This is a genomic window from Micromonospora sp. NPDC127501 (assembly GCF_040302185.1).
Classification (GTDB): domain Bacteria; phylum Actinomycetota; class Actinomycetes; order Mycobacteriales; family Micromonosporaceae; genus Micromonospora.
In genome coordinates this window covers 126,024-150,533 of record NZ_JBEORJ010000002.1, presented here as the reverse complement: position 1 = coordinate 150,533, position 24,510 = coordinate 126,024, and the positions used below count along the sequence as shown (strand labels likewise).

Sequence of the window (24,510 nt, the reverse complement as noted above, 5' to 3'; positions counted from 1 at the left end):
AGGAACGTCAGATGGGCATCGAGGAGAAGCTTCCCGCCGGCGTCCTGCTCACCTCGGTGGAGAAGCTGGTCAACTGGTCTCGGAAGTCGTCCGTGTGGGGCGCCACCTTCGGCCTGGCCTGCTGCGCCATCGAGATGATGGCCGCCGGTGGTCCGCACTACGACATGGGCCGCTGGGGCATGGAGGTCTTCCGGGCGTCGCCCCGGCAGGCCGACCTGATGATCGTGGCCGGCCGGGTGAGTCAGAAGATGGCTCCGGTGCTGCGCCAGATCTACGACCAGATGGCCGAGCCGCGCTGGGTGCTCTCGATGGGCGTCTGCGCCAGCAGCGGCGGCATGTTCAACAACTACGCGATCGTGCAGGGCGTCGACCACGTGGTGCCGGTCGACATGTACCTGCCCGGCTGCCCGCCCCGGCCGGAGATGCTCATCGACGCGATCCTCAAGCTCCGCGAGAAGATCATGTATGAGCCGCTGGGCCCCAACGGCCGCAAGATGCTGGCGGCCCGCCAGGAGCGCGGCGACGTTCCGGTCGTGCCCTACGGCTCGATGCCCTCCTCGTACCGCAGCGACAAGGCCCGCCGCGCCGAGTGGACCCGGGCGGTCCGCGAGGGCCGCGAGGAGCAGCTGCGCATCGAGAACTGGATGAACGCTCAGAACCACCTCCACCCGCAGGCAGGCCCGAAATGACGTCACCCACGGACAAGCCAAACGACGGCGGAGTGCCGCTGCCGGTGGTGCCGGCCGGCGCCAGCAGCACCGCCCCCGCCGAGTACCCGCCGGCCAGCCCGGCGGGTCGCGGGATGTTCGGCAACCAGGGCACCGGCGACGTGTCCGGCTACGGCGGCCTGGTCCGCCAGCGCCAGCCCATCGAGGAGGCGTCCCGGCCGTACGGGGGCTACTTCGACGAGGTCCGCGACGCGCTGGAGGAGGCGTACCCGGCCTTCAACGACGCGATCGAGAAGGTCGTGGTCGACCGGGGTGAGCTGACCCTGCACGTACGCCCGGAGCGGATCGCCGAGGTGTGCCAGGTGATGCGGGACGACCTGGCGCTGCGGTTCGAGCTGTGCTCCTCGGTCTCCGGTGTGGACTACCTGGGCGCCGACGAGCGCCGGTTGCACGTGGTCTACCTGCTCACCTCGATGACGTACCGGCGCCGCGTCCGGCTGGAGGCCGCGGTCTCCGTCGAGGCCCCGCACCTGCCCAGCGTGACCGCCGTCTACCCGACGGCGGACTGGCAGGAGCGCGAGGCGTACGACATGTTCGGCATCGTCTTCGACGGCCACCCCAACCTGACCCGGATCCTCATGCCGGACGACTGGGAGGGCCACCCGCAGCGCAAGGACTACCCGCTCGGCGGCGTCCCCGTCGAGTACAAGGGCGCGGAGATCCAGCCGCCGGACACGCGGAGGTCGTACCAGTGACGACGTCGAACTACGCCAGCGAGCGCGAAACCGACGAGGGTCGGGTCTTCACCGTCACCGGTGGGGACTGGGACACGATCGTCTCGGGCACCGACCCGATCAACGATGAGCGGATCGTGGTCAACATGGGTCCGCAGCACCCGTCCACGCACGGGGTGCTGCGGCTGATCCTGGAGCTGGAGGGCGAGACGGTCCGCGAGGCCCGCTCGGTCGTCGGCTACCTGCACACCGGCATCGAGAAGAACCTCGAATACCGCAACTGGGTCCAGGGTTCGACGTTCGTGACCCGGATGGACTACCTCGCCCCGATCTTCAACGAGACGGCGTACGCCCTCGCGGTCGAGAAGCTGCTCGGCATCACCGACGACATCACCGAGCGGGCCACCACGATCCGCGTGCTGATGATGGAGCTCAACCGGATCTCGTCGCACCTGGTCTGGCTGGCCACCACCGGCATGGAGCTGGGCGCGATCTCGATCATGTTGTACGGCTTCCGCGAGCGGGAGTACATCCTCGACATCTTCGAGACCATCACCGGCCTGCGGATGAACCACGCGTACGTCCGGCCGGGCGGTGTGGCGCAGGACGTGCCGGACGACGCGATCGTCAAGATCCGCGAGTTCCTCAAGATGATGCCGAAGAAGCTCAAGGAGTACGAGGACCTCCTCTCCGGCCAGCCGATCTGGACGGAGCGGACGAAGAACGTCGCGGTGCTGGACGTCACCGGCTGCGTGGCTCTCGGCATCACCGGCCCGGTGCTGCGCTCCGCCGGCCTCGCCTGGGACCTGCGCAAGACCATGCCGTACTGCGGCTACGAGACGTACGAGTTCGACGTGCCGACCCACCCCGACGGCGACGTGTGGGGCCGCTACCAGGTCCGGCTCGCCGAGATCCGGGAGTCGATGAAGCTTGTCGAGCAGGCGCTGGACCGGCTCCGTCCGGGCCCGGTGATGGTCGCCGACCGCAAGATCGCCTGGCCGGCGCAGCTCGCGATCGGCGTGGACGGCATGGGCAACTCGCTGGAGCACGTCGCGAAGATCATGGGTCAGTCGATGGAGTCGCTGATCCACCACTTCAAGCTGGTGACCGAGGGCTTCCGGGTCCCGCCCGGCCAGGTGTACGTCGCCATCGAGGCGCCCCGCGGCGAGCTGGGCGTCCACGCGGTCTCCGACGGTGGCACCCGGCCCTACCGGGTGCACTACCGGGAGCCGAGCTTCGTCAACCTGCAGGCCCTCCCGGCGATGGCCGAGGGCGGTCTGATCGCCGACGTGATCGCCGGCGGCGCCTCGTTGGACCCGGTGATGGGTGGGTGTGACCGATGACGACGACTTTCACTGACGAGACCCGGGAGCGGGCGCGCGAGATCATCGCCCGTTACCCGGCGGACCGGTCCCGCTCGGCGTTGCTGCCGTTGCTGCACCTGGTGCAGGCCGAAGAGGGGTACGTCTCCCCGGCCGGGGTCGCGTTCTGTGCCGAGGTGCTGGGGCTGAACAAGGCCCAGGTCGGCGCCGTGGCGACCTTCTACACGATGTACAAGCGCAAGCCGACCGGTGACTTCCTGGTCAGCGTCTGCACCAACACGATGTGCAACGTGCTCGGTGGCCAGGAGGTCTACGACACCCTCGCCGAGCACCTCGGCGTCGGGCACGACGAGACCACCGCGGACGGCACGATCACGTTGGAGCACGCCGAGTGCCTGGCGGCGTGCGACTACGGCCCGGTGATGACCGTCAACTACGACTTCTTCGACGGCGTGGACGCCTCCACCGCTGTCGGTGTGGTCGACGAGCTGCGGGCCGGCGGCCGGCCGATGCCGACCCGGGGTGCCCGGCTCTGCACCCTCAAGGAGATGGCGGTGCAGCTCGCCGGTTTCGCCGACGAGCGCGACGGTGCGGTCGCCGACGGCGGGCCGGGCGAGCCCACCCTGCGCGGGCTGCGGCTGGCCCAGCAGCACGGCGTCTCGGTGCCGGGCTTCGACCCGAACACCCCGATCCGCAGCAAGGCCGAGGCCGACAAGGCCGCCGCCGAGGCGAAGGCGAAGGCGGAGGCCGCCAAGCCGGCGCCCGTCGAGGCCAGCGCCGCGCCGGTCAAGGGTGGCGACGGGGCGTCCGCTCCGACGGGGGCGGCCGGGGTCGCCCAGCCGGCGAAGCCGGCAGCTGCCACCGGGCCGGCGAAGCCGGCAGACGCCAGTGGCAGCACCACCCGGGACGTGAAGGCACCGGACGACAAGTCGCCGCAGGTGCGTACCGCCGAGACCCGGCAGCCGGACGCGGACACGGCAGTGCCGGACGCGCCCGGCACGAAGGTCCCGACGGACGGCAGCGGCACCGCGCCCGCGGCTGGCGACGCGCAGTCGGCCGAGGCCGCCGGCGTGGCGGCCAACGCGCCGGCCGGCGACGGCAAGCCCGCCGGCGACGAGGCCGGGGCGCAGGAGCGCAACCTCACCGAAGCGAAGGCTGGGACGGACGCCGACGGCGCCGGACCGGCGGACGCGAACGAAACGGGGGCCCAGAAGTGACCACTCCCCGCCCGGAGACGCTGGCCAAGCTGACGCCGGTGCTGACCAAGCGCTGGCTGTCGCCGGACGCCTGGCGCATCGGCACGTACGAGCAGTTGGACGGCTACGCCGCGCTGCGCAAGGCGCTCAAGGCGCACCCGGACGACCTGATCCAGCTGATCAAGGATTCCGGGCTGCGGGGCCGAGGCGGCGCCGGCTTCCCCACCGGCCTCAAGTGGGGCTTCATTCCGCAGGGCGACGGCAAGCCGCACTACCTGGTGGTCAACGCCGACGAGGGCGAGCCGGGCACCTGCAAGGACCTGCCGCTGATGACCCACGACCCGCACGCGCTGGTCGAGGGCGTCATCATCGCGTCGTACGCGATCCGGGCCGCCCGCGCCTACATCTACATCCGGGGCGAGGCGGTGCACGCCGCGCGTCGGCTGCGCAACGCGGTCCAGGAGGCGTACGACAAGGGGTACCTGGGCCGGAACATCCTGCGCAGTGGCTACGACCTGGAGTTGGTGGTGCACTCCGGCGCCGGGGCGTACATCTGCGGCGAGGAGACGGCGCTGCTGGACTCGCTGGAGGGGTTCCGGGGTCAGCCCCGGCTGCGCCCGCCGTTCCCGGCCACCCACGGCCTGTACGCGAGCCCGACGGTGGTGAACAACGTCGGCACCATCGCCAGCGTGCCGCCGATCGTGCTCGGTGGGGCCGACTGGTGGAAGAGCATGGGCACCGAGAAGTCCTCCGGGCCGATGATCTACTCGCTCTCCGGCCGGGTCGCCAACCCGGGCCAGTACGAGTGCTCGATGGGTGTCACGCTGCGCGAGCTGCTGGAGTTGGCCGGTGGCATGCAGCCCGGCCACAACCTGCGGTTCTGGACGCCGGGCGGCTCGTCCACCCCGCTGCTCGCCGCCGAGCACCTGGACGTGCCACTGGACTTCGAGGGGGTGGCGGCGGCCGGCTCGATCCTCGGCACCACGGCCACCCAGATCTTCTCCGACCAGGACTGCCCGGTCTACGCGACGTACCGGTGGCTGGAGTTCTACCACCACGAGTCGTGCGGCAAGTGCACTCCGTGCCGCGAGGGCAACTACTGGATGGTCCGGGTCTACCGGCGGATCCTCGCCGGTCAGGGCACCCACGAAGACCTGGACACCCTGCTGGACACCTGCGACAACATCCTCGGCCGCTCGTTCTGCGGTCTGGGTGACGGCGCGACCAGCTCGGTGACCTCCTCGCTTCAGTACTTCAAGCAGGACTACCTCGACTACATCGAGGGTCGGACCGCACCCAAGCTGTCGGAGAAGACCCTGGTAGGGGCGCACTGATGACCGACGTAGCCAAGCAGACCGAGACCGTCACCCTCACCATCGACGGCGTCGAGGTCACCGCCCCCAAGGGGACGCTGCTGATCCGGGTCGCCGAGCAGATGGGCACCGAGATCCCCCGGTTCTGCGACCACCCGCTGCTGGCCCCGGCCGGCGCGTGCCGTCAGTGCCTGGTCGAGGTGGAGGGGCAGCGCAAGCCGGTCGCCTCCTGCACCCAGACCGTCGCCGACGGCATGGTCGTGCGTACCCAGATCACCTCCCCGGTGGCCAAGAAGGCGCAGGAGGGGGTGATGGAGCTGCTGCTGCTCAACCACCCGCTGGACTGCCCGATGTGTGACAAGGGCGGCGAGTGCCCGCTCCAGAACCAGGCGATGTCCACCGGTCGCACCGACTCGCGCTTCCACGAGCACAAGCGGGAGTACGAGAAGCCGATGGCGATCAGCAGCCAGGTGCTGCTGGACCGCGAGCGTTGCGTGCTCTGCCAGCGGTGCACCCGGTTCTCCGAGGAGATCGCCGGCGACAAGTTCATCGACCTGATGGGCCGGTCGTCCGCCGAGGAGATCAACATCTACCGGGACGACGCCTACGGCGAGGAGGGCGACGCCGGGGATGTCCCGTTCAACTCCTACTTCTCCGGCAACACCGTGCAGATCTGCCCGGTGGGTGCGCTGACCGGTGCCCAGTACCGTTTCCGCGCCCGCCCGTTCGACCTGGTTTCCAGCCCGAGCGTCTGCGAGCACTGCTCGGCCGGCTGCGGGCAGCGCACCGACTGGCGGCGTGGCAAGGTGCTGCGCCGGCTGGCCGGCGACGAGCCGGCGGTGAACGAGGAGTGGAACTGCGACAAGGGTCGCTGGGGTTTCCAGTACACCCGGGCCGCCGACCGGCTGACCACTCCGCTGGTCCGCGACGAGCACACCGGTGAGCTGCGCGAGGCGTCCTGGAGTGAGGCGCTCACCGTCGCCGCCGAGGGGCTGCACATCGCTCGGGAGAGCGGGCAGGGCACGGCGGTGCTCACCGGCGGTCGGCTGACCGTCGAGGACGCGTACGCCTACGCCAAGTTCGCCCGGGTCGCGTTGAACACCAACGACATCGACTTCCGGGCCCGCCCGGTCTCCCGCGAGGAGGCCGACTTCCTGGCCAGCTCGGTCGCCGGGGTCACCGACGTCACCTACACCGACGTGGAGAACGCGCCGGCGGTGGTGCTGGTGGGCCTGGAGCCCGAGGAGGAGTGCCCGATCCTCTTCCTGCGGCTGCGCAAGGCGTACCTGAAGAAGACCCTGACGGTGTACGCGCTGGCGCCCTTCGCCACCCGCGGCCTGGAGAAGCTCGGTGCCAAGCTGGCCCGGGTGGTGCCGGGCGAGGAGGCCAGCGTGCTCGCCGAGCACGCCACTGTCAGCGAGGCGCTGAGCGCACCGGGCGCGATCCTGATCGTCGGCGAGCGGTTGGCCACCGTGCCGGGTGGGCTCTCCGCCGCGGCCGACGTGGCCCGGCGTACCGGCGCGAAGCTGGCCTGGGTGCCGCGGCGCGCGGGTGACCGTGGCGCTGTCGACGCGGGCTGCCTGCCCAACCTGCTCCCCGGTGGACGCCTGGTCACCGAGCCGGCCGCCAGGGCCGAGCTGGGTGAGGCGTGGGACATCCCGGCCGGGGTGATCCCGAGCCAGGCCGGGCGCGACACCGACGGCATCCTGACCGCGGCCGCCAACGGGCAGCTCGGCGCGCTGGTCGTCGGTGGTGTCGATCCGGCCGACCTGGCCGACCCGCGACTGGCCGAGTCCGCCCTGGACGCGGTGCCGTTCCTGGTCAGCCTCGAGCTGCGCGCCAGCGCGGTGACCCGGCGGGCGAACGTGGTGCTGCCGGTCGCCCCGGTGGCGGAGAAGGCCGGAAGCTTCCTGGACTGGGAGGGCCGGCTGCGTCCGTTCGAGGCGGTGCTGAACACCGCCGCGATGACCGACGGTCGAGTGCTCGACGCGCTGGCCGCGCTGCTCGACGTGCGTCTCGGCACTGCCGACGTGCTGAGCGTGCGCCGCGAGCTGGGCACGCTGCCGGCGACGCGGATGTCCCGGCCGGCCGCGCCGTCGGTCGCACCGGGCCGGGTGCCGCAGCCGAACGCCGGGGAGGCCGTGCTGGCCACCTGGCACCAGCTGGTGGACCTCGGCACCCTGACCGAGGGCGACGAGAACCTCGCCGGGACCGCCCGTCCGCCGGTGGTCCGGCTGGGTAAGGGCACCGCCGAGGCGCTCGGTGTGGTCGACGGTGACGCGGTCACTGTCGGCACCGACCGAGGGGCGCTGACCCTGCCGGCGGAACTCACCGAGATGCCGGACGGCGTGGTCTGGCTGCCGACCAACTCACCCGGCTCGACCGTGCGGCGCAGCCTCGGGGCGACGTCCGGCGCGGTCGTCCGGATCTCCGTCCCCGCACCGAGTACGGCCATCCCGGCCGGACGCGTTGCGGCCGACGAGACCGGTCTCCCGGGTCCGCTCCTCAACTCCGGGGGTAACCAGTGAGTCCGATCTACCTGGCCCAGGATCCGACGCTGGCCGACTTCGGCCGGGATCCGTGGTGGCTGGTTCTCGGCAAGATTGTCTTCGCGTTCGCCTTCGGTCTGCTGGCCACCCTGCTCGGCGTCTGGTTCGAACGGCGCGTGGTCGGTTACATGCAGGTGCGGCCCGGCCCCAACCAGGTCGGCCCGTTCGGCCTGCTGCAGACCCTCGCCGACGGCCTGAAGATGGCCTTCAAGGAGGACATCCTGCCGAAGGCGGCCGACAAGGTCGTCTACTTCTTCGCCCCGACCATCTCGGTGATCTGCGCGGTCACCGCCCTGTCGGTGGTGCCGTTCGGCCCGATGGTCAGCATCTTCGGTCACCACACGCCGTTGCAGGTCACCGATGTGCCGGTGGCGGTGCTGCTGCTGCTCGCCTGCTCCTCGATGGGCGTGTACGGCATCGTGCTGGGTGGCTGGGCCTCCGGCTCGACGTACCCGCTGCTGGGTGGTCTCCGGTCGAGCGCCCAGATGATCTCCTACGAGGTCGCCATGGGGCTCAGCATCGTGGCGGTCTTCATGACCGCCGGCACGATGAGCACCAGCGGGATCGTCGCCGCTCAGGGCGACGGCACCCAGCTGACCGTCTTCGGCCAGACCGTCCCCGCGCCGGGCTGGTACGCGATCCTGCTGCTGCCGAGCTTCATCATCTTCTTCATCGCCACCGTGGGTGAGACCAACCGGGCGCCGTTCGACCTGCCCGAGGCCGAGTCCGAGCTGGTCGCCGGCTTCATGACCGAGTACAGCTCGCTGAAGTTCGCGCTCTTCATGCTCAGCGAGTACGTCGCGATGGTGACCATGTCCGCGGTCACCACCACGCTGTTCCTGGGCGGTTGGCGAGCGCCCTGGCCGATCACCATCTGGGAGGGCGCCAACTCCGGTTGGTGGCCGATGCTCTGGTTCTTCGGCAAGGTGATCGCGCTGGTCTTCGTCTTCGTGTGGTTGCGTGGCACGCTGCCCCGGCTGCGGTACGACCAGTTCATGCGGCTCGGTTGGAAGGTGCTGCTGCCGATCAACCTGGCCTGGATCCTGGTCCTGTCGGGCCTGCGCTCCATCGAGGACTGGGACACCCGCGGCAAGGTGATCGCCGTCGGCATCCCGGCCGGCATCCTGCTGCTCGCCACGATCTTCTGGCCCAGCCGGCGCCCGAAGCCGACGCCGACGACGCAGGAACAGGTCGACAACCGGCCGCACGGGAGCTTCCCGCTGCCACCGATGGATCTTCAGGTACCACCGAGCCCGCGCATCACGCGCGTGGTCGCCGAGCGGGAGCCGGCCAACATCGTTGCCGGCTCGGACTCCAGGGAGGTGTGACGTGGGCGCGATCACCGGAACGTTCAAGGGATTCGGTGTCACCTTCTCGCACATGTTCAGGAAGGTCGTCACGACCGACTACCCGTTCAAGCCGCCGGTGTCGGCGCCGCGCTACCACGGGCGGCACATCCTCAACCGGCACCCGGACGGCCTGGAGAAGTGCATCGGCTGCGAGCTGTGCGCCTGGGCCTGCCCGGCGGACGCGATCTACGTCGAGGGTGGCGACAACACCGACGAGCAGCGCTTCTCGCCGGGTGAGCGGTACGCCAGCATCTACCAGATCAACTACGCCCGCTGCATCTTCTGCGGGCTGTGCATCGAGGCCTGCCCGACCCGTTCGCTCACCATGAGCAACGAGTACGAGTTGGCCCGGGACAACCGGCAGGACCTGATCTTCACCAAGGAGCAGTTGCTCGCGCCGTTGCTGGAGGGCATGGAGCAGCCTCCGCACCCGATGCGGCTGGGTGACAGCGAGAAGGACTACTACGTCGGCGCGCTGGACAACCCGGGCACCTCGGCCGGTGCGGAGACGTCCCCGATGGGCCCCGGCCGCTACCAGGTCGAGGAGCACCCCGGCGTGACGTTCCCGGGCGCCGAGCAGGCCGCCCAGCGGGTGGCGGCCGGCAAGGGAGAGGAAGCATGACCACGTCTACGGTGCTCGCCGCGGCGGGTTCGGTCTCCACCGGTGAGGCGGTCACCTTCTGGATCCTCGCCCCGCTCGCGCTGATCGGCGGGATCGGGATGGTGGCCGCGCGCAACGCCGTGCACTCGGCGCTGTGGCTGGTGCTGACCATGCTCTGCCTGGGCGTGTTCTACGTCCTCCAGGCCGGTCCGTTCATCGGCATGGTGCAGATCATCGTCTACACCGGCGCGATCATGATGCTCTTCCTCTTCGTGCTGATGCTGGTCGGTAGGGACTCCACGGACTCGCTGATCGAGACGCTGCGCGGCCAGCGGGTCGCCGCCATCGTGCTCGGCCTGGGCTTCGCCGGCCTGGTCGGCACCGGGCTCTACCAGGCACTGGACCGGACCAGCACGGTCGGTCTGGAGCAGGTCAACGCCGAGGGGAACGTGCAGGGCATCGCCCGGCTGCTGTTCACCAAGTACGTCTTCGCGTTCGAGTTGACCTCGGCGCTGCTGATCACCGCGGCGGTCGGTGCCATGGTGCTGGCCCACATCGAGCGGCGTAAGCAGGACAAGATCGACCAGGTGTCGACCATGAAGGCACGCTTCGCCCCGGGCAACTACCCCGGCCCGAAGCCGGGCCCCGGCGTCTTCGCGACCTCCTCCTCGGTGGCCACCCCGGCCCGGCTGCCCGACGGCCGCCTGACCGACCGCAGCACCCCGGCGATCCTTCCGCAGCGCGAGCTGACCGCCGAGGAGACCTCGCTGAAGGGGACGGACAAGTAATGGAATCGTTCTTCTCGGTCGAGCCGACCTACTACCTGGTGCTCGCCGCGGTGCTGTTCACCATCGGCGCCGCCGGGGTGCTGGTCCGGCGCAACGCGATCGTGCTGTTCATGTGCGTGGAGCTGATGCTCAACGCGGCCAACCTGACGCTGGTCACCTTCAGCCGGATCAACGGTGACCTCAACGGCCAGATCATGGCGTTCTTCGTGATGGTGGTGGCGGCGGCCGAGGTCGTGGTCGGGCTCGCGATCATCATGTCCATCTTCCGGACGCGACGCTCGGCGAGTGTCGACGACGCCAACCTGCTCAAGTACTAGAGGGGTCCACCGGTGGAAGAGACTGTGGAATACGCCCAGGCCACGGGGCTGCTTGGGGGCGTCTGGCTGCTGGTGGCGATCCCGCTGGTCAGCGCGGCCATCCTGCTGCTGCTCGGCCGCCGGGCCGACCGCTGGGGGCACTGGTTGGGCGTCGCCGCCATCGGCGCCGCGTTCGTGCTCGGTCTGAGCTTCTTCTTCCAGCTGCGTGGCCTGGAGAACAAGTCGGTCGAACTGAGCCTCTGGGACTTCATCGCTGTCGGTGATCTGCGCGTCGACTTCGGCCTGCTCTTCGATCCGCTGGCCGCGGTCTTCGTACTGCTGATCACCGGGGTGGGTTTCCTGATCCACCTGTACGCGGTGGAGTACATGTCGCACGACGCCGGCCGTCGTCGGTTCTTCGCGTATTTCAACCTGTTCGTCGCGGCGATGCTGCTGCTGGTGCTCGGCAACAACTACGTGATGCTGTACTTCGGCTGGGAGGGCGTCGGTCTGGCGTCGTACCTGCTGATCTCCTTCTGGACCGAGCGGCCGAGCGCGGCCACCGCCGGCAAGAAGGCGTTCCTGATGAACCGGGTCGGCGACGCCGGCCTGGCCATCGGCATCTTCATCATGTTCGCCACCCTGGGCACCACCCAGTACGACGAGGTGTTCAACGGTGTCGGCGCGCTGACCGGCACCACGGTGCTGGTCCTCGGCCTGTTGCTGCTGCTCGGGGCGGCCGGCAAGTCCGGCCAGTTCCCGCTCCAGGCGTGGTTGCCGGACGCGATGGAGGGCCCGACCCCGGTGTCGGCGCTCATCCACGCCGCCACCATGGTCACCGCGGGCGTCTACCTGATCGCCCGGTCCAACCCGATCTTCTCGGCCAACTCGACGCTGCAACTCGTGGTGGTCAGCGTCGGCGCGCTCACCCTGCTGATCGGCTGCATCATCGGTGCGGCCAAGGACGACATCAAGCGGGTGCTCGCCTGGTCGACGGTGAGCCAGATCGGCTACATGTTCCTCGGTGTCGGCCTCGGTGGCGCGGCGTACGCGCTGGCCATCGTGCACCTGCTGGCGCACGGCTTCTTCAAGGCCAACATGTTCCTGGGCGCCGGCTCGGTCATGCACGGAATGAAGGACCAGGTCGACATCCGCCGCTTCGGTGGGCTGTCCAAGTACATGAAGATCACCTGGTTGACCTTCATGATGGGCTGGCTGGCCATCATCGGCATGTTCCCCTTCTCCGGCTTCTTCTCCAAGGAGCCGATCATCGTGGCCGCCTTCGAGCGGGAGGACTGGACCGCCTGGCTCTTCGGCGGTGCGGCACTGCTCGGCGCCGGACTCACCGCGTTCTACATGACGCGGCTGTTCGTGCTCACCTTCCACGGGCCGAAGCGGTGGACCGAGGACATCGAGCACCCGCACGAGTCGCCGAAGCTGATGACCATCCCGCTGATCCTGTTGGCGGTCGGGTCGGTCGGGGCCGGCTTCCTGCTCGCCACGTCCGTTCCGGACTGGCTGACGGAGACCGCCGGGCTGGGTGGCGAGCACGCGGAGCACGCGGCGGTCCTCTCGCACACCGTGATCACCATCCTGTCGCTGCTGGTCACCGTGCTCGGTGCCGGGCTCGCCTGGTTCCTGTTCCGGGCCGGCACGGCCACCGCGCCGCAGCCGGCCGGGGTGCTGGTCACCGCCGCCCGGCGCAACCTCTACACCGACACGGTCAACGAGGCGGTCTTCGAGAAGCCGGGCATCTTCCTCACCCGGGCGCTGGTGTACCTCGACAACCGGGGCATCGACGGGCTCGTCAACGGGCTCGCCGCCGCGGTCGGTGGGGGCTCGGGTCGCCTCCGTCGGATGCAGACCGGCTTCGTCCGCTCGTACGCCACCTCGATCCTGGCCGGTGCGCTGCTGGTGATGGCGGCGTTCCTGGCCGTGCAGGCGGGGTGGTTGGCGTGATCGACCTCAATACGCCCGCCCCCGCCGGCGGACCACGCAGTGACGACGGAGGTAAGGCCGCATAATGTCCAACTTCCCGTTCCTCTCGGTGCTCACCGTGGCGCCGCTGGTGGGCGCCCTGGTGGTGGCCTTCCTGCCGCGCCACCGCCCGGAGCTGGCCAAGCAGGTGGCGTTCGCCTGGTCGCTGCTCGTGCTGGTGCTCTCGGTGGTGATGTGGGTCAGCTTCAACGCCGGCGGTGACCGGTTCCAGTTCCGCGAGTCGTACTCCTGGATTCCGAACTGGGGGGTCAGCTTCACCTTCGCCGCGGACGGCATCGCGCTGGTGATGCTGATGCTGATCGCGGTACTGGTGCCGCTGGTGATCCTGGCGTCCTGGCACGACGCAGAGTCGTCGAAGCGTTCGGTGCCCGTCTACTTCGCACTGCTGCTGGTCCTCGAGTGCACGATGATCGGCGTCTTCGCGGCCGCCGACGTCTTCCTGTTCTACGTGTTCTTCGAGGTCATGCTGGTGCCGATGTACTTCCTCATCGGCAGCTACGGCGGCCACCAGCGGCAGTACGCGGCGGTGAAGTTCTTCCTCTACTCGCTCGTCGGCGGTCTGTTCATGCTGGCCGCGGTCATCGGGCTGTGGGTGGTCGGCGGGAAGACCTTCGACTGGCAGGCTCTCTCGCAGGTCGACATCAGCACCGGCACCGAGCGGTGGCTGTTCCTCGGCTTCTTCCTCGCGTTCGCCATCAAGGCACCGTTCTTCCCGTTCCACACCTGGTTGCCCGATGCCGGTGGCGCCGCCCCGGCGGGCGCGGCGGCGCTGCTCGTCGGCGTGCTGGACAAGGTCGGCACCTTCGGCATCCTGCGCTACTGCCTGCCGCTGTTCCCCGAGGCGTCGAAGTGGTTCGCACCGTGGGCGCTGGCTCTGGGCGTGATCGGCATCGTCTACGCCGCGCTGCTGGCGGTCGGCCAGAACGACCTCAAGCGGCTGGTGTCGTACACCTCGATCGCGCACTTCGGCTTCATCGGCGTGGGCATCTTCGCCTTCACCACCCAGGCCGGCACCGGCGCGGTGCTCTACATGCTCAACCACGGGCTGGCCACCGGCCTGCTCTTCCTGGTGGTGGGCATGCTGATCTCCCGGCGTGGTTCGGCGCTGATCAGCGACTTCGGTGGCGCCGGCAAGCTCGTCCCGGTGCTCGCCGGGGTGCTCTTCTTCGCCGGTCTCGCCTCGCTCGCGCTGCCCGGAACGGCGCCGTTCATCTCCGAGTTCCTGGTGTTGATCGGCACCTTCACGGTGAACAAGCCGGTCGCGGTCATCGCCACGCTCGGCATCATCCTGGCCGCCGCGTACGTGCTCTGGATGGTGCAGCGCACCACCCAGGGCACCCTCAACCCGGCGCTGACCGAGGTCGACGGCATGCGCCGGGACCTCAACCTGCGCGAGAAGGTCGTGGTCGCCCCGCTGATCGCGCTGATCGTGCTGCTCGGCTTCTTTCCCAAGCCGGTCACTGACGTGATCAACCCCGCCGTCCAGGCGACCATGGACGACATCGGCAGAACCGACCCGGCGCCGTCCGTGGGCGGCACCGTCCAGGAGGCGGCAAAGTGACCGAGTTGAAGCTGCCGTCGATCGACTACGCGGCGATCTCTCCGATCCTGATCATGCTGGGCACGGCGCTGCTCGGCGTGCTGGTCGAGGCCCTGGTGCCTCGTCGCTGGCGGCACGTCGTGCAGTTGACGCTGGCGCTGCTCGCGGTGCTCGCGGCACTGACCATGGTGGTCCTCAGCGCCGATGAGCGGATCATCACCGCGGGCCAGGCGCTCGCGATCGACGGTCCGACGCTCTTCCTCCAGGGTGCGATCCTGGTGCTGGCGGCGATGGCGCTGCTGCTGATCGGTGACCGCTCGGTCGAGCGGGGCGGGGCGTTCGTCGCCCAGGCCGCGGTGACCGCGGAGTCGGCCGACGACCGGCGGCAGGCCGAGGGGCGCAACGGTCTCACCGAGGTCTACCCGCTGACCACGTTCGCGATCGGCGGCATGCTGATCTTCGTGGCGGCGAACGACCTGCTGACCATGTTCATCGCACTGGAGGTCTTCTCCCTGCCGCTCTACCTGCTCTGCGCGCTGGCCCGTCGCCGGCGCCTGCTGAGCCAGGAGGCGGCGATGAAGTACTTCCTGCTCGGCGCGTACGCCTCGGCGTTCTTCCTGTTCGGCGTGGCCCTGATCTACGGCTTCACCTCCGGCATCCCGGGCCGGACGGCCGGCGTCGACTTCGCCACCATCCACGCGGCGGTGGGCGAGTCGCCGGCCAGCCCGGTGCTGCTCTTCGCCGGCATGGCGCTGCTCGCCATCGGTCTGCTCTTCAAGGCAGCGGCGGCCCCGTTCCACGTCTGGACCCCGGACGTCTACCAGGGCGCCCCGACCCCGGTCACCGGGTTCATGGCGGCCTGCACCAAGGTCGCCGCGTTCGGTGCCCTGCTGCGCGTCTTCCAGGTCGCGTTCGCCGACGCCAACTGGGACTTCACGCCGGTCCTCGGCGCGGTGGCGGTGCTGACCATGCTGGTGGGTGCGGTGCTCGCGGTCACCCAGACCGACATCAAGCGGCTGCTCGCGTACTCCTCGATCGCCAACGCCGGCTACCTGCTGGTCGGTGTGTTGGCACCCAGCCGCGACGGGCTCGCCGGCACGATGTTCTACCTGGTCGCGTACGGCTTCTCGGTGCTGGCCGCGTTCGCCGTGGTGACGCTGGTACGGGACGACGACGGCGAGGCCACCCACCTGTCCCGCTGGGCCGGGCTGGGTCGACGGTCGCCGTTCTTCGCCGCGCTGTTCACGTTCATCCTGCTGGCCTTCGCCGGTATTCCGCTGACCAGCGGCTTCACCAGCAAGTTCGCCATCTTCGGGCCGGCGCTGGAGGGTGGCCAGGCCTGGCTGGTGATCGCCGGTGTGCTGACCAGCATGATTCTCGCGTTCCCGTACCTGCGGGTCGTGGTGATGATGTGGCTCTCCGAGCCGGGTGAGTCCACCCCGACCGTCACGGTGCCCGGCGGGCTCACCTCCGCCGCGCTGATGATCGGTGTGCTGGCGACCCTGGTGTTGGGTGTCGCCCCGGCGCCGCTGCTCGATCTGGCTGCCGGAGCCGCCGAATTCGTTCGATGACCGAAGGATCGATCACCGGGGGTCGGCACGTGTTCACGTGCCGGCCCCCGGTGCGTATCCCCGGGCCGGAGCAGGTCGAACGGGTGTGGCATGGTTGATAGCGTGGTGAAACCGGCGGGCGAGCGTTCAGGTGCCTCCGGCTCCGGCGGTCGTCGGGGTCGGGCGAGCACGAGTCAGTTCGGCGCGCTTGGCCTCAACCTCGCCGATCCTCGTGTCGAGGCGTCCGTGCTGGGTCTTCTGGACACGGTCGAGGTCGAGTTGCGGGCCAGCGTGTCCAGCGCCGACCCGTTCGTCACCGAGGCCGCCCGGCACCTCGTGGAGGCCGGCGGGAAGCGGTTCCGGCCGTTGCTGGTGGCGCTCGGCGCCCAGTTCGGTGACCCGACCGGCGCGCAGGTGGTCCCGGCCGCCGTGGTGATGGAGCTCACGCACCTCGCCACCCTCTACCACGACGACGTGATGGACGAGGCCGCCGTCCGTCGGGGCGCCCCGAGCGCGAACTCCCGGTGGACCAACTCGGTCGCCATCCTGGTCGGCGACTATCTCTTCGCCCGCGCGGCGGACATCGCCGCCGACCTAGGCCCCGAGGCGGTCCGGTTGCAGGCGCGCACCTTCGCCCGGCTGGTGCACGGCCAGATCGCGGAGACGGTCGGGCCGCGCGCCGACGACGACCCGGTGGCCCACTACCTGCACGTGATCGCTGAGAAGACCGGCTCGCTGATCGCCACGTCCGCCCGGTTCGGCGGCATGTTCGGTGGTGCCGCCCCGGAGCACGTGGAGGCCCTCGCCGGGTACGGCGAGACGATCGGCGTCGCCTTCCAACTCTCCGACGACCTGCTGGACATCGCCTCCGAGTCGGTGCAGTCGGGCAAGACCCCCGGCACGGACCTGCGCGAGGGTGTCCCGACGCTGCCGGTGCTCTACGCCCGCGAGGCGGACGACTCCGACGCGTCGTCGGTGCGCCTGCGGGAGATCCTGGCGACCGGCCCGCTGACCGACGACGCGCTGCACGCCGAGGCGTTGGGGCTGCTCCGCGAGAGCCCGGCGCTCAAGCGTGCCCGGGAGACCGTGCGCAGCTACGCCGAGGAGGCCCGCGCGCAGCTCGCCCCGCTGCCGCCCGGCCCGTCCCGCAGCGCGCTCGAGTCGCTCTGCGACTACATCGCCGACCGCACCAGCTGATCCACGCCCCGGCCCGCTGCGGCGGCGGCGCGCGTCAACAGTCGGCTGCCGACGAGCATGAGGGCGGCGGCGAGCAGCATCGCCACGGCCGCGATGGTCCACATCGCCGGGTAGCCGAGGTGGGCGGCGAGTGGGCCCAGGCTCAGCGGGCCGAGACAGCCGCCCGCGTACACCCCGGTCTGTGTGATCGAGGTGGCGGCGGCCGGTGACTGCGGGTGGAGCCGGACCACCGCGAAGTTCATCAGGCCGGGCCAGGCCCAGCCCAGGCCGAAGCCGAGCACCACGCCGACCACCAACGGCACCGAGCCGGTCAACGCCAGCAGGCCCAGCCCGACCGCGCCGACGAGCAGCATCGCGGCGATGAGGGCGACGTGGCCGGTCTCGCGGCGGTCGGCCAACCAGCCGGCGCCCACCCGAGCCGCCACGCAGACCGCGCTACCCAGGGTCAGGGTGAGGCCGGCGAGGCCCGGCGACAGACCCCGGGCCGCGGCGGAGTCCACCAGGAAGGTGCCCAACGAGTTGGCCGCGCCCGAGGCCAACGTCGCCGCCGCGCCGATCACCACCAGCGCCGCCGTCGCCCGCCCGGCACGCGTGGAGCCGGCCCGCCGGGCCAGGCCGGGCAACTGTCGGGGTACGGCGGCCAGCGTCGTCAGCGCGGCCACGGCGGCGGCCACGAACGCCCAACGCCAGCCGGCGGTGAGCGCGATGGTGGGCACCGCCACCCCGGCCAGCAGGGTGGAGACCGGGATGGCGGCCTGCTTGACACCGAACGACAGCCCCTGCCGCCGGGCCGGCACGTGCTGGGCCAGCGCGGCGTTGCTGGCCAACTGGCCGAGCGCGTTCGCGGCGGCGCTGAGCGCCAGCAGGCCGACCAGCACCGGGTACGACCGGGCGAAGGCGGCCACGGCCAGCATCGACCCGGCGGCCAGCAGGATGCCGCAGCGGGCCACCAGGGCCGGCCCGTACCGCTCGACCAACCGCCCGGAGGGCACCGAGGCCAGCGCGCTGACCCCGAAGTAGACGGAGACGGCCAGGCCCAGGCCGGCCGGCGAGAAGCCGAGGTCCGTGCCCATCTGCACGGCGAGACCACCGAGCAGGAAGACGGGGAGTACGCAGGCCACCGTGGTGACGACTGCGCCGGCGCTGGCCCGGACCGGGCGGGGTTGGGCAACGGCCGGATCGGGGGTATTGGAGGTGTCGGTCATCGTTCGGCAAACCTACGCGAGCCCCGCTCACCGCACTCCTGGTGACCGACGGGGCACAAGCTGTGGATGGTGATCTGGCATCCTCGACCCGAACAGGCATTTCGCACCGGGCCTGTTTTTCATATGGTGTAAGTCCCCGGCGGCGGAGGTGGTTGTGCGCGACCCCTTGGCAGAACCTTCGGACCTGATTCGCAGCGTGTCCCGAGCGCTACGGGTGCTGGAGTCGGTCGGTCGCGCCCCGAAGGGCCTGACCGTCAAGCAGATCGCCCGGCGCTGCGAGCTGACCGTGGCCACCACCTACCACCTGGTCCGCACCCTCGCCTACGAGGGCTACGTGATCCGTCGCGAGGACGGCACGTACATCGTGGGGTTGGAGGTGGCCGACCGGTACCGGGAGCTCGTGACGGCGTTCCGGGGCCCACCGGCGGTCGGTGAGACGCTGCGGCGGGCCGCCCTGGACACCGGCTACAGCCACTACCTCGGTCGGTTCGTCGGCGGTCAGGTGGCCCTCACCGCAGTCGCCGAGGGGCACCGCTCGCCCTACCTGGAGGATCTGGTCCCCGGCTTCGACGAGGGGGCGCACGCGACAGCGCTCGGCAAGTCGTTGCTCGCCACCCTCACGACCGACCAGCGCTACCGCTATCTGCGCGAGTACGGCATGCGCCCGTTCACCACCGCCACGCTGACCACCACCGAGAGTTTCGAGGCCGACCTGGCCGCGGGCGACCGGCGTGGCATGCAGCTGGAGATGGGGCAGTTCCGCCAGGGGGTGGCCTGCGCCGCGGTGCTCGTCGCACCGGACAAGGACATGGAACGCCGCGTCGTGCTGGCCTGCGCGTTGCCGGCCAGCGAGATGATGACCTCCGCACGGGTGGTACGCGCCAAGCTGCTCACCGTGGCCCGCAGCGTGGCCGACGGCATCGCCTCCGACAACTGACCGCCGAGAGGCCCTCTCCCGGGCTGGGAGAGGGCCTCTCGGGGCGGTCCAGCGCCGGACCGCCGGAGCAACGTCAGCGGCCGCTCGGCCGCGGATGCGACGTCAGCTGCCCACCGGGCCACCGTCGAGGCGCCAGGTGACCACCACGCCCGGCTTGGCGTAGTCACCGTCCGGCCAGTTGGAAGCCGGGTTCTCCACCGAGGCTCCGGTGATCTCGCCCGGGTGCTGCACGGCGACGAAGACCGAGCGGTTGTCGCCGGTGATGAACGGGCCGCAGGTCTCCGCGCCGAGTGGCACGGTCAGGAACTGCTTGAGGTGACCCCGCTCCGGACCCTCCACGGCGGTGGCGAACAGGCCGTCGTTGCTGCCCAGCGCATTGCCGTCGGTGGAGATCCAGAGGTTGCCGGTGGCGTCGAAGGCGACGTTGTCCGGGCAGGAGATCGGGGAGACCTTGGTCTTGTCGTACCCGGCGAAGAAGGTCGACGGGTCGGTCGGGTCGCCACAGACGATCGGCAGCGACCAGCCGAACGTCTCCGAGGTGTTGTCGTTGCGATCCTCGACCAGCTCCAGGATCTGCCCGTGCTTGTTGGCGTTGCGCGGGTTGGCCTCGTCCGCCTTCGGGTTGCTGCCGACGCCCCGGTTGGTGTTGTTGGTCAGCGCCACGTACACCTTGCCGGTGAGCAGGCTCGGCTCGACGTCCTCGGGGCGGTCCATCTTGGTCGCGCCGACCTTGTCACCGGCGAGCCGGGTGAAGGTGAGCACGTCCGCGGCGGTCATCCCGTCGACGAACGACCGGTTGCCGCTGACCAGCCTGATCCAACGACCCCGACCGTTGAACGCGCCGTCGGCGGGCAGCTTGCCCGAGCCGTCGATTTCGGCGGCGCTGGTCTGGTCGAGCTTCGCCACGTAGAGCGTGCCGGACTCCAGCAGGGTCAGGTTGTGCTTGCGGGCAGCCCAGGAGTTGCCCTTCATGAACTTCTTGTCCGAGACGAACTTGTAGAGGTAGTCGAACCGCTCGTCGTCGCCCATGTACGCGACCACGTGGCCGTCCTTCGCGACGATCACGTTGGCGCCCTCGTGCTTGAACCGGCCCATCGCGGTGTGCTTGCGCGGGCGGCTCTCCGGGTCGAACGGGTCGATCTCGACGACCCAGCCGAACCGGTGTGCCTCGTTGGGGTGCTTCGCCAGGTCGAAGCGCTCGTCCGCGCGCTCCCACTTGCGGCTGCCGCTGGGGTAGCGGGCGGCGGTGCTGATGCCGTACCGGTCCAGCTTCGGCTTCAGCTCGGCCGGGACGCCGTCGGCGCCCACGAAGTACTGGTTGAAGTTCTCCTCGCCGGAGAGCACAGTGCCCCACGGGGTCACGCCACCGGCGCAGTTGTTCAGCGTGCCGACGACAGTGCGGCCCCTGGGGTCGGCGGCGGTCTTCAGCCAGGCCGAGCCGGCGGCCGGGCCGGTCAGGTCGAACTTGGTGCTCAGGGCGGTGACCCGCCGGTTGTACGGCCGCGGGCCCTTGCCGACCGGCTTCCACTGCCCGGTGCCCGCGACCCGCTCAAGCTCCACCACGGACATGCCGTGCGCGGCCATGGCGGTGCGCAGCTGCTCCACGGAGAGCCCGTCCAGGCCGGGGAAGCCCGGGAACATGAGGTCCTCGTTGGTGTACTCGTGGTTGACCACGAGCAGCGCCCGCTTGCCCTGCTTGTCCAGCGGCAGCACGCCCACGAAGTCGTTGTTGTAACCGAACTGCTTGGACTGCGCGGCGGCGGTCTGGTGGTGCAGGTCGAACTCCGGCGCGCCCGGCAGCACCGGGTCACCCCACTTGATCACCACGGCGTGGTCGTAGCCGTTCGGCACGACCAGGGTGTCCAGCTTGTTCGGTGGGATCGGCTTGAAGGTCAGCGCACCGCTGCCGACCCCGGTGCCGGGACGACCGAAGCCGAAGTTCTCCGGAACGTCCGGGGCGGTCGGGGCCGCCATGGCCGGGGCCGCCCCGGCGAGCGCGCCGGCTGCCGCGCCGCCGAAACCGAGCACCAGCGCGCCGACCGCGCCGGCCCGGACCACGCCACGCCGCGACACCTCGGCGTTCACCACGTCACCGAAGTACGCGTTGTCGGAGGTGTTCGGGACCGGGTGGTCACAGGCGTTTCCGCACCGGTACAGACAGGTCATGGCATCACGGGTGCCATGGCGGGTGCCGTTCAACAGGGGGAGCAGCCGGGGACGGTCGCTCATGGGGGAGGCCTCCAGAGAAGTCGGTGGCACGACAGGCGACGTACCAGCCGGACGCTAGGAGGACGTGGTGAGCGCTCGTCAGCCGCGATGTGAACCGGGCATGAACACCTGCGTCGGCGGCAACCGACACGCAACCGGTCTGACCTCGGGCTGAACCGATCGGCGTGACAGCACGTATTCCCGAGCGAACGCACCGCCGGACGCGCGCCGGAAGCGAGGAGACCGCCATCAGCGACCACGACGCCCAACTGCTGCGCGCGCTGCACGACGAGCACGCGGAGGCGCTGTACGCCCATGCCCTGCGGCTGGTCAACGGGGACCGGCAGCGGGCCGAGGACCTGGTGCAGGAGACGCTGCTGCGGGCCTGGCGACATCCGGAGTCACTCGACCCGACGCGCGGATCGGTGCGGTCCTGGCTGTTCACCACCGCGCGCAACCTGGCCATCGACGCCTGGCGGCGACGATCCACCCGGGTCGGCGAGGTGTTCACCGACGATCTGCCCGAACCGCCCGAGGCGATCGACGAGGCCGAACGGGCGGTGGAGGCGTGGACCGTCGCCGAGGCGCTGAACCGGCTCAGCCCGACCCACCGGGAGGTGCTGGTCGAGTGCTTCTACCAGGGGCGGTCGGTGGCCGAGGCGGCGTCCCGCCTGGGCGTACCGCCAGGGACCGTGAAATCCCGCACCCACTACGCGCTGCGGTCTCTACGGTTGGTCCTGGCCGAGATGGGGGTGACGGGATGACCCGGTGCGAGTTCGCGTACGACGACGGCGCGTACGTGCTGGGCGCCCTGGCTCCGGCCGAACGGGCGGCCTACGAGCGGCACCTGGGCGGCTGCGCCTCGTGTCGGGAGGCGGTCGCCGAGATCGCCGTCCTGCCCGGGTTGCTCGGGCGCCTCGACCCGGCGGGGTTGGAGCAGATCCTGCCGCCGCCGGCCCCGCCCCGGGTGCCCGCGCTGCTCGACGAGGCCCGGCAGCGCCGTCGTCGGGAACGCGCCGCGGACCGGCGACGGTACGCACTGACCACACTGGCCGCCGCCGGGCTGGCGCTGCTGGTCGGTGTGGGCACCGCCGTGGCGCTGCCTCGACCGGTCGACCAGTCCCGGCCGCCCGGCGCGCAGGGCAACCCGGCACCGCAGGTGTCGATGGTGGCCATGCGACCGGTGGCCGCCGCCGGGCCGGTGCACGCCGACCTCGGGCTGACCGGCACCAAGTGGGGCACCGAGGTGAGGATGCGTTGCGGGTACGACGCGCGGACGAGCTACGGCAAGGCGTACCCGTTCCGGCTGGTGGCGCGTGGTCCGAACGGTGCCACCGAGCAGATCGGCTCCTGGCTGGCGGCTCCCGGCGACGACCTCAGCTTCACCGGCGCGACGAGGTTCACCGACGCCGAACTGGTCAGCGTGGAGCTGCAGAAAGCCGACGGCACGCCCCTCCTCACCTACGCCGTCCCCTAACCCCACCCCGCCCACCCCAGGTCCTCCGCGATCTTGCACTATCTGCCCTTCCATAAGGGGCGCGGCGGGCATATCGACGACCGAAACTGCAAGATCGCGGGGTCAGGGGGTCAGGGGGTGGGGAGAGGGGTGGGGACGTTGGTCGGTTGGTGAGGCTGGCGGGTGCGGCGGGAGGTTCGGACGGCGTCGGCGGTGAAGACGATCAGGGCCAGCCAGACCAGCGCGAAGCCGGCCAGCCGGGCCGGCGGCATCGGCTCGTGGAAGATCAGCACCCCGCAGCCGAGCTGAAGGATCGGCGCCAGGTACTGGACCATGCCGAGGCTGCTCAGGGGCAGTCGGTTGGCCGCCCCGGCGAACAGCAGCAGCGGAATCGCCGTGGCCGCGCCGGCCAGCACCAGCAGTGCGGTGTGCCCGGCCGAGACGTGCCCGAAGGTCAGGTCGGCCTTCGCCGTCAGCCAGCCCAGGTAGCCCAGTGCGGGCAACGCCAGCACCGCCGACTCGACGAAGAGCCCTTCCGCCGCCGGCAGCCCGAGCCGCTTCTTCACCAGGCCGTAGCCGGCGAAGCTGAACGCCAGGGTCAACGCCAGCCAGGGCAGCCGGCCGTAGTCCACGGTGAGCACCGCCACCGCCGACGCGCCGATCCCCAGCGCCACCCACTGCGCCGGGCGTAGCCGCTCCCGCAGCACCGTCACCCCGAGCAGCACCACTACCAGCGGGTTGATGAAGTAGCCGAGCGCGGTCTCCACCACCCGGTCGGAGTTGACCCCGTAGATGTAGGTGCCCCAGTTGACAGCGATCAGCGCGGCGGCGGCGACGATCCCCGCCAACGCCCAGGGGCGGCGCAACAGCGCCCGCAGGAAGCCGACGTTGCGCAGCGCCGCCAGCAGCAGGGCCACGAAGAGCACCGACCAGACGATCCGGTGGGCCAGGATCTCCAGCGGGCCGGCGGGTCGCAGCAGCTTCAGGTAGAGCGGAAAGAAACCCCAGAGCAGGTACGCGCCGAGGCCGTAGAGGTATCCCAGGCGGAGTGGCGTCACGCTTCCACCGTAAGGGGCGTAGTGCTGCTTTGTTCCTTTCCGGTGATCGGGGTCACCGGGGGCCGCCGGTCCAGCTGCATCCACCGTTGCGGCGCGTCCAGCGGGGTGAAGCCCACCCCCGCGTACACCTGGTGTGCGTCGTTGGTGCAGAGCAGGATCCGGCGTACGCCCAGCTCGTCCAGGTGGTCGCGGACCGCGCCGGCCAGCCACCGGCCCAGCCCGCGACCTCGGGCGGCGCGGTCGACGTACACGTCGCAGAGCCAGGCGAACGTGGCACCGTCCGTGACGACCCGGGCCACCGCGACCTGGCGGCCGTCCTCCGGCCGGTAGATGCCGAACGGCAGTGAGCCGGCGAACGACCGCTCGGTGGTCTTCCGGTCTCGTCCGAGCGCCCAGTACGCGTCGGTGGACAACCAGTGGTGCACCAGGTCCAGGTCGATCCGCGCCGGATCGGTGCTGAGCAGGTGGCCGTCGGAATAGGTCAGCGAGAACATGCCGCGACGCTAACCGCCGGGATGGGCGGTCCGGCCGCCGCATTCCCGAAG

General features: G+C 70.4%; 21 protein-coding genes. 17 read left to right on the top strand and 4 right to left on the bottom strand.

The features are described from left to right. The first annotated feature begins 11 nt into the window (after window positions 1-11). From ABTW72_RS04640 to ABTW72_RS04575, 14 genes are all read left to right on the top strand, one after another. Window positions 12-689 (top strand): NuoB/complex I 20 kDa subunit family protein, encoded by a 678-nt coding sequence (locus ABTW72_RS04640; protein WP_030486262.1) that lies wholly within the window; start codon window positions 12-14, stop codon window positions 687-689. After that, entirely contained in the window at window positions 686-1,423 is a 738-nt protein-coding gene (locus ABTW72_RS04635) for an NADH-quinone oxidoreductase subunit C (protein ID WP_350854291.1), read from the top strand. The genes ABTW72_RS04640 and ABTW72_RS04635 overlap by 4 nt, the downstream gene beginning before the upstream one ends. Then, the gene (locus ABTW72_RS04630) at window positions 1,420-2,745 is read left to right on the top strand and encodes an NADH-quinone oxidoreductase subunit D (RefSeq protein WP_112638717.1); all 1,326 of its coding nucleotides are present in this window, start codon (window positions 1,420-1,422) and stop codon (window positions 2,743-2,745) included. Before ABTW72_RS04635 ends, ABTW72_RS04630 begins: the two co-directional genes overlap by 4 nt. Beyond that, window positions 2,742-3,941, top strand: coding sequence for an NADH-quinone oxidoreductase subunit NuoE (nuoE, locus tag ABTW72_RS04625; RefSeq protein WP_350854288.1), 1,200 nt, complete (start codon window positions 2,742-2,744; stop codon window positions 3,939-3,941). Before ABTW72_RS04630 ends, nuoE begins: the two co-directional genes overlap by 4 nt. Continuing rightward, a complete protein-coding gene (nuoF, locus tag ABTW72_RS04620; protein WP_112585688.1) occupies window positions 3,938-5,254 on the top strand; it encodes an NADH-quinone oxidoreductase subunit NuoF in 1,317 nt (438 codons plus the stop codon). Before nuoE ends, nuoF begins: the two co-directional genes overlap by 4 nt. Further along, window positions 5,254-7,761 (top strand): NADH-quinone oxidoreductase subunit G, encoded by a 2,508-nt coding sequence (locus ABTW72_RS04615; RefSeq protein ID WP_091395568.1) that lies wholly within the window; start codon window positions 5,254-5,256, stop codon window positions 7,759-7,761. The genes nuoF and ABTW72_RS04615 overlap by 1 nt, the downstream gene beginning before the upstream one ends. Next, the gene (gene nuoH, locus ABTW72_RS04610; protein WP_350854283.1) at window positions 7,758-9,110 is read left to right on the top strand and encodes an NADH-quinone oxidoreductase subunit NuoH; all 1,353 of its coding nucleotides are present in this window, start codon (window positions 7,758-7,760) and stop codon (window positions 9,108-9,110) included. Before ABTW72_RS04615 ends, nuoH begins: the two co-directional genes overlap by 4 nt. A 1-nt stretch (window position 9,111) precedes the next feature. Next, window positions 9,112-9,753: an NADH-quinone oxidoreductase subunit NuoI gene (gene nuoI, locus ABTW72_RS04605; RefSeq protein ID WP_112585694.1), complete on the top strand. Its 642-nt coding sequence runs from the start codon at window positions 9,112-9,114 to the stop codon at window positions 9,751-9,753. Continuing rightward, window positions 9,750-10,520: an NADH-quinone oxidoreductase subunit J gene (locus ABTW72_RS04600; protein WP_350854280.1), complete on the top strand. Its 771-nt coding sequence runs from the start codon at window positions 9,750-9,752 to the stop codon at window positions 10,518-10,520. Before nuoI ends, ABTW72_RS04600 begins: the two co-directional genes overlap by 4 nt. Then, a complete protein-coding gene (gene nuoK, locus ABTW72_RS04595) occupies window positions 10,520-10,837 on the top strand; it encodes an NADH-quinone oxidoreductase subunit NuoK (RefSeq protein WP_091395556.1) in 318 nt (105 codons plus the stop codon). Before ABTW72_RS04600 ends, nuoK begins: the two co-directional genes overlap by 1 nt. Window positions 10,838-10,849: 12 nt before the next feature. Next, the gene (gene nuoL, locus ABTW72_RS04590; protein WP_238679890.1) at window positions 10,850-12,775 is read left to right on the top strand and encodes an NADH-quinone oxidoreductase subunit L; all 1,926 of its coding nucleotides are present in this window, start codon (window positions 10,850-10,852) and stop codon (window positions 12,773-12,775) included. Between the two features lie 64 nt (window positions 12,776-12,839). Continuing rightward, window positions 12,840-14,375: an NADH-quinone oxidoreductase subunit M gene (locus ABTW72_RS04585; protein ID WP_112585696.1), complete on the top strand. Its 1,536-nt coding sequence runs from the start codon at window positions 12,840-12,842 to the stop codon at window positions 14,373-14,375. Further along, on the top strand, window positions 14,372-15,925 hold the full coding sequence (gene nuoN / locus ABTW72_RS04580; protein WP_210785495.1) for an NADH-quinone oxidoreductase subunit NuoN: 1,554 nt from the start codon (window positions 14,372-14,374) through the stop codon (window positions 15,923-15,925). Before ABTW72_RS04585 ends, nuoN begins: the two co-directional genes overlap by 4 nt. A 90-nt stretch (window positions 15,926-16,015) precedes the next feature. Further along, complete coding sequence (locus tag ABTW72_RS04575) at window positions 16,016-17,101, top strand: polyprenyl synthetase family protein (protein WP_350854275.1); 1,086 nt, start codon at window positions 16,016-16,018, stop codon at window positions 17,099-17,101. On the opposite strand, the gene ABTW72_RS04570 is transcribed toward ABTW72_RS04575, so the two are convergent. Continuing rightward, window positions 17,077-18,306, bottom strand: coding sequence for an MFS transporter (locus tag ABTW72_RS04570; protein ID WP_350854272.1), 1,230 nt, complete (start codon window positions 18,304-18,306; stop codon window positions 17,077-17,079). The genes ABTW72_RS04575 and ABTW72_RS04570 overlap by 25 nt on opposite strands. A 154-nt stretch (window positions 18,307-18,460) precedes the next feature. Between ABTW72_RS04570 and ABTW72_RS04565 the strand changes: the two genes are divergently transcribed. After that, window positions 18,461-19,243 carry an IclR family transcriptional regulator gene (locus tag ABTW72_RS04565; RefSeq protein ID WP_124821331.1) on the top strand — a complete coding sequence of 261 codons (783 nt, stop codon included), beginning with the start codon at window positions 18,461-18,463 and terminating at the stop codon, window positions 19,241-19,243. A 102-nt stretch (window positions 19,244-19,345) separates the two neighbouring features. On the opposite strand, the gene ABTW72_RS04560 is transcribed toward ABTW72_RS04565, so the two are convergent. Then, complete coding sequence (locus ABTW72_RS04560; RefSeq protein WP_350854269.1) at window positions 19,346-21,472, bottom strand: PhoX family protein; 2,127 nt, start codon at window positions 21,470-21,472, stop codon at window positions 19,346-19,348. A gap of 227 nt (window positions 21,473-21,699) precedes the next feature. Between ABTW72_RS04560 and ABTW72_RS04555 the strand changes: the two genes are divergently transcribed. Both ABTW72_RS04555 and ABTW72_RS04550 read left to right on the top strand, forming a co-directional pair. Then, window positions 21,700-22,215 (top strand): sigma-70 family RNA polymerase sigma factor, encoded by a 516-nt coding sequence (locus ABTW72_RS04555; protein WP_091395533.1) that lies wholly within the window; start codon window positions 21,700-21,702, stop codon window positions 22,213-22,215. Beyond that, entirely contained in the window at window positions 22,212-22,928 is a 717-nt protein-coding gene (locus tag ABTW72_RS04550) for an anti-sigma factor family protein (RefSeq protein ID WP_350854267.1), read from the top strand. The genes ABTW72_RS04555 and ABTW72_RS04550 overlap by 4 nt, the downstream gene beginning before the upstream one ends. Window positions 22,929-23,038: 110 nt before the next feature. Here ABTW72_RS04550 and rarD read toward each other — a convergent pair whose 3' ends face one another. Together rarD and ABTW72_RS04540 are read right to left on the bottom strand one after the other, a co-directional pair. Then, entirely contained in the window at window positions 23,039-23,965 is a 927-nt protein-coding gene (gene rarD, locus ABTW72_RS04545) for an EamA family transporter RarD (protein ID WP_350854264.1), read from the bottom strand. Further along, window positions 23,962-24,459, bottom strand: coding sequence for a GNAT family N-acetyltransferase (locus ABTW72_RS04540; RefSeq protein WP_350854261.1), 498 nt, complete (start codon window positions 24,457-24,459; stop codon window positions 23,962-23,964). Before ABTW72_RS04540 ends, rarD begins: the two co-directional genes overlap by 4 nt. Window positions 24,460-24,510: the final 51 nt, after the last annotated feature.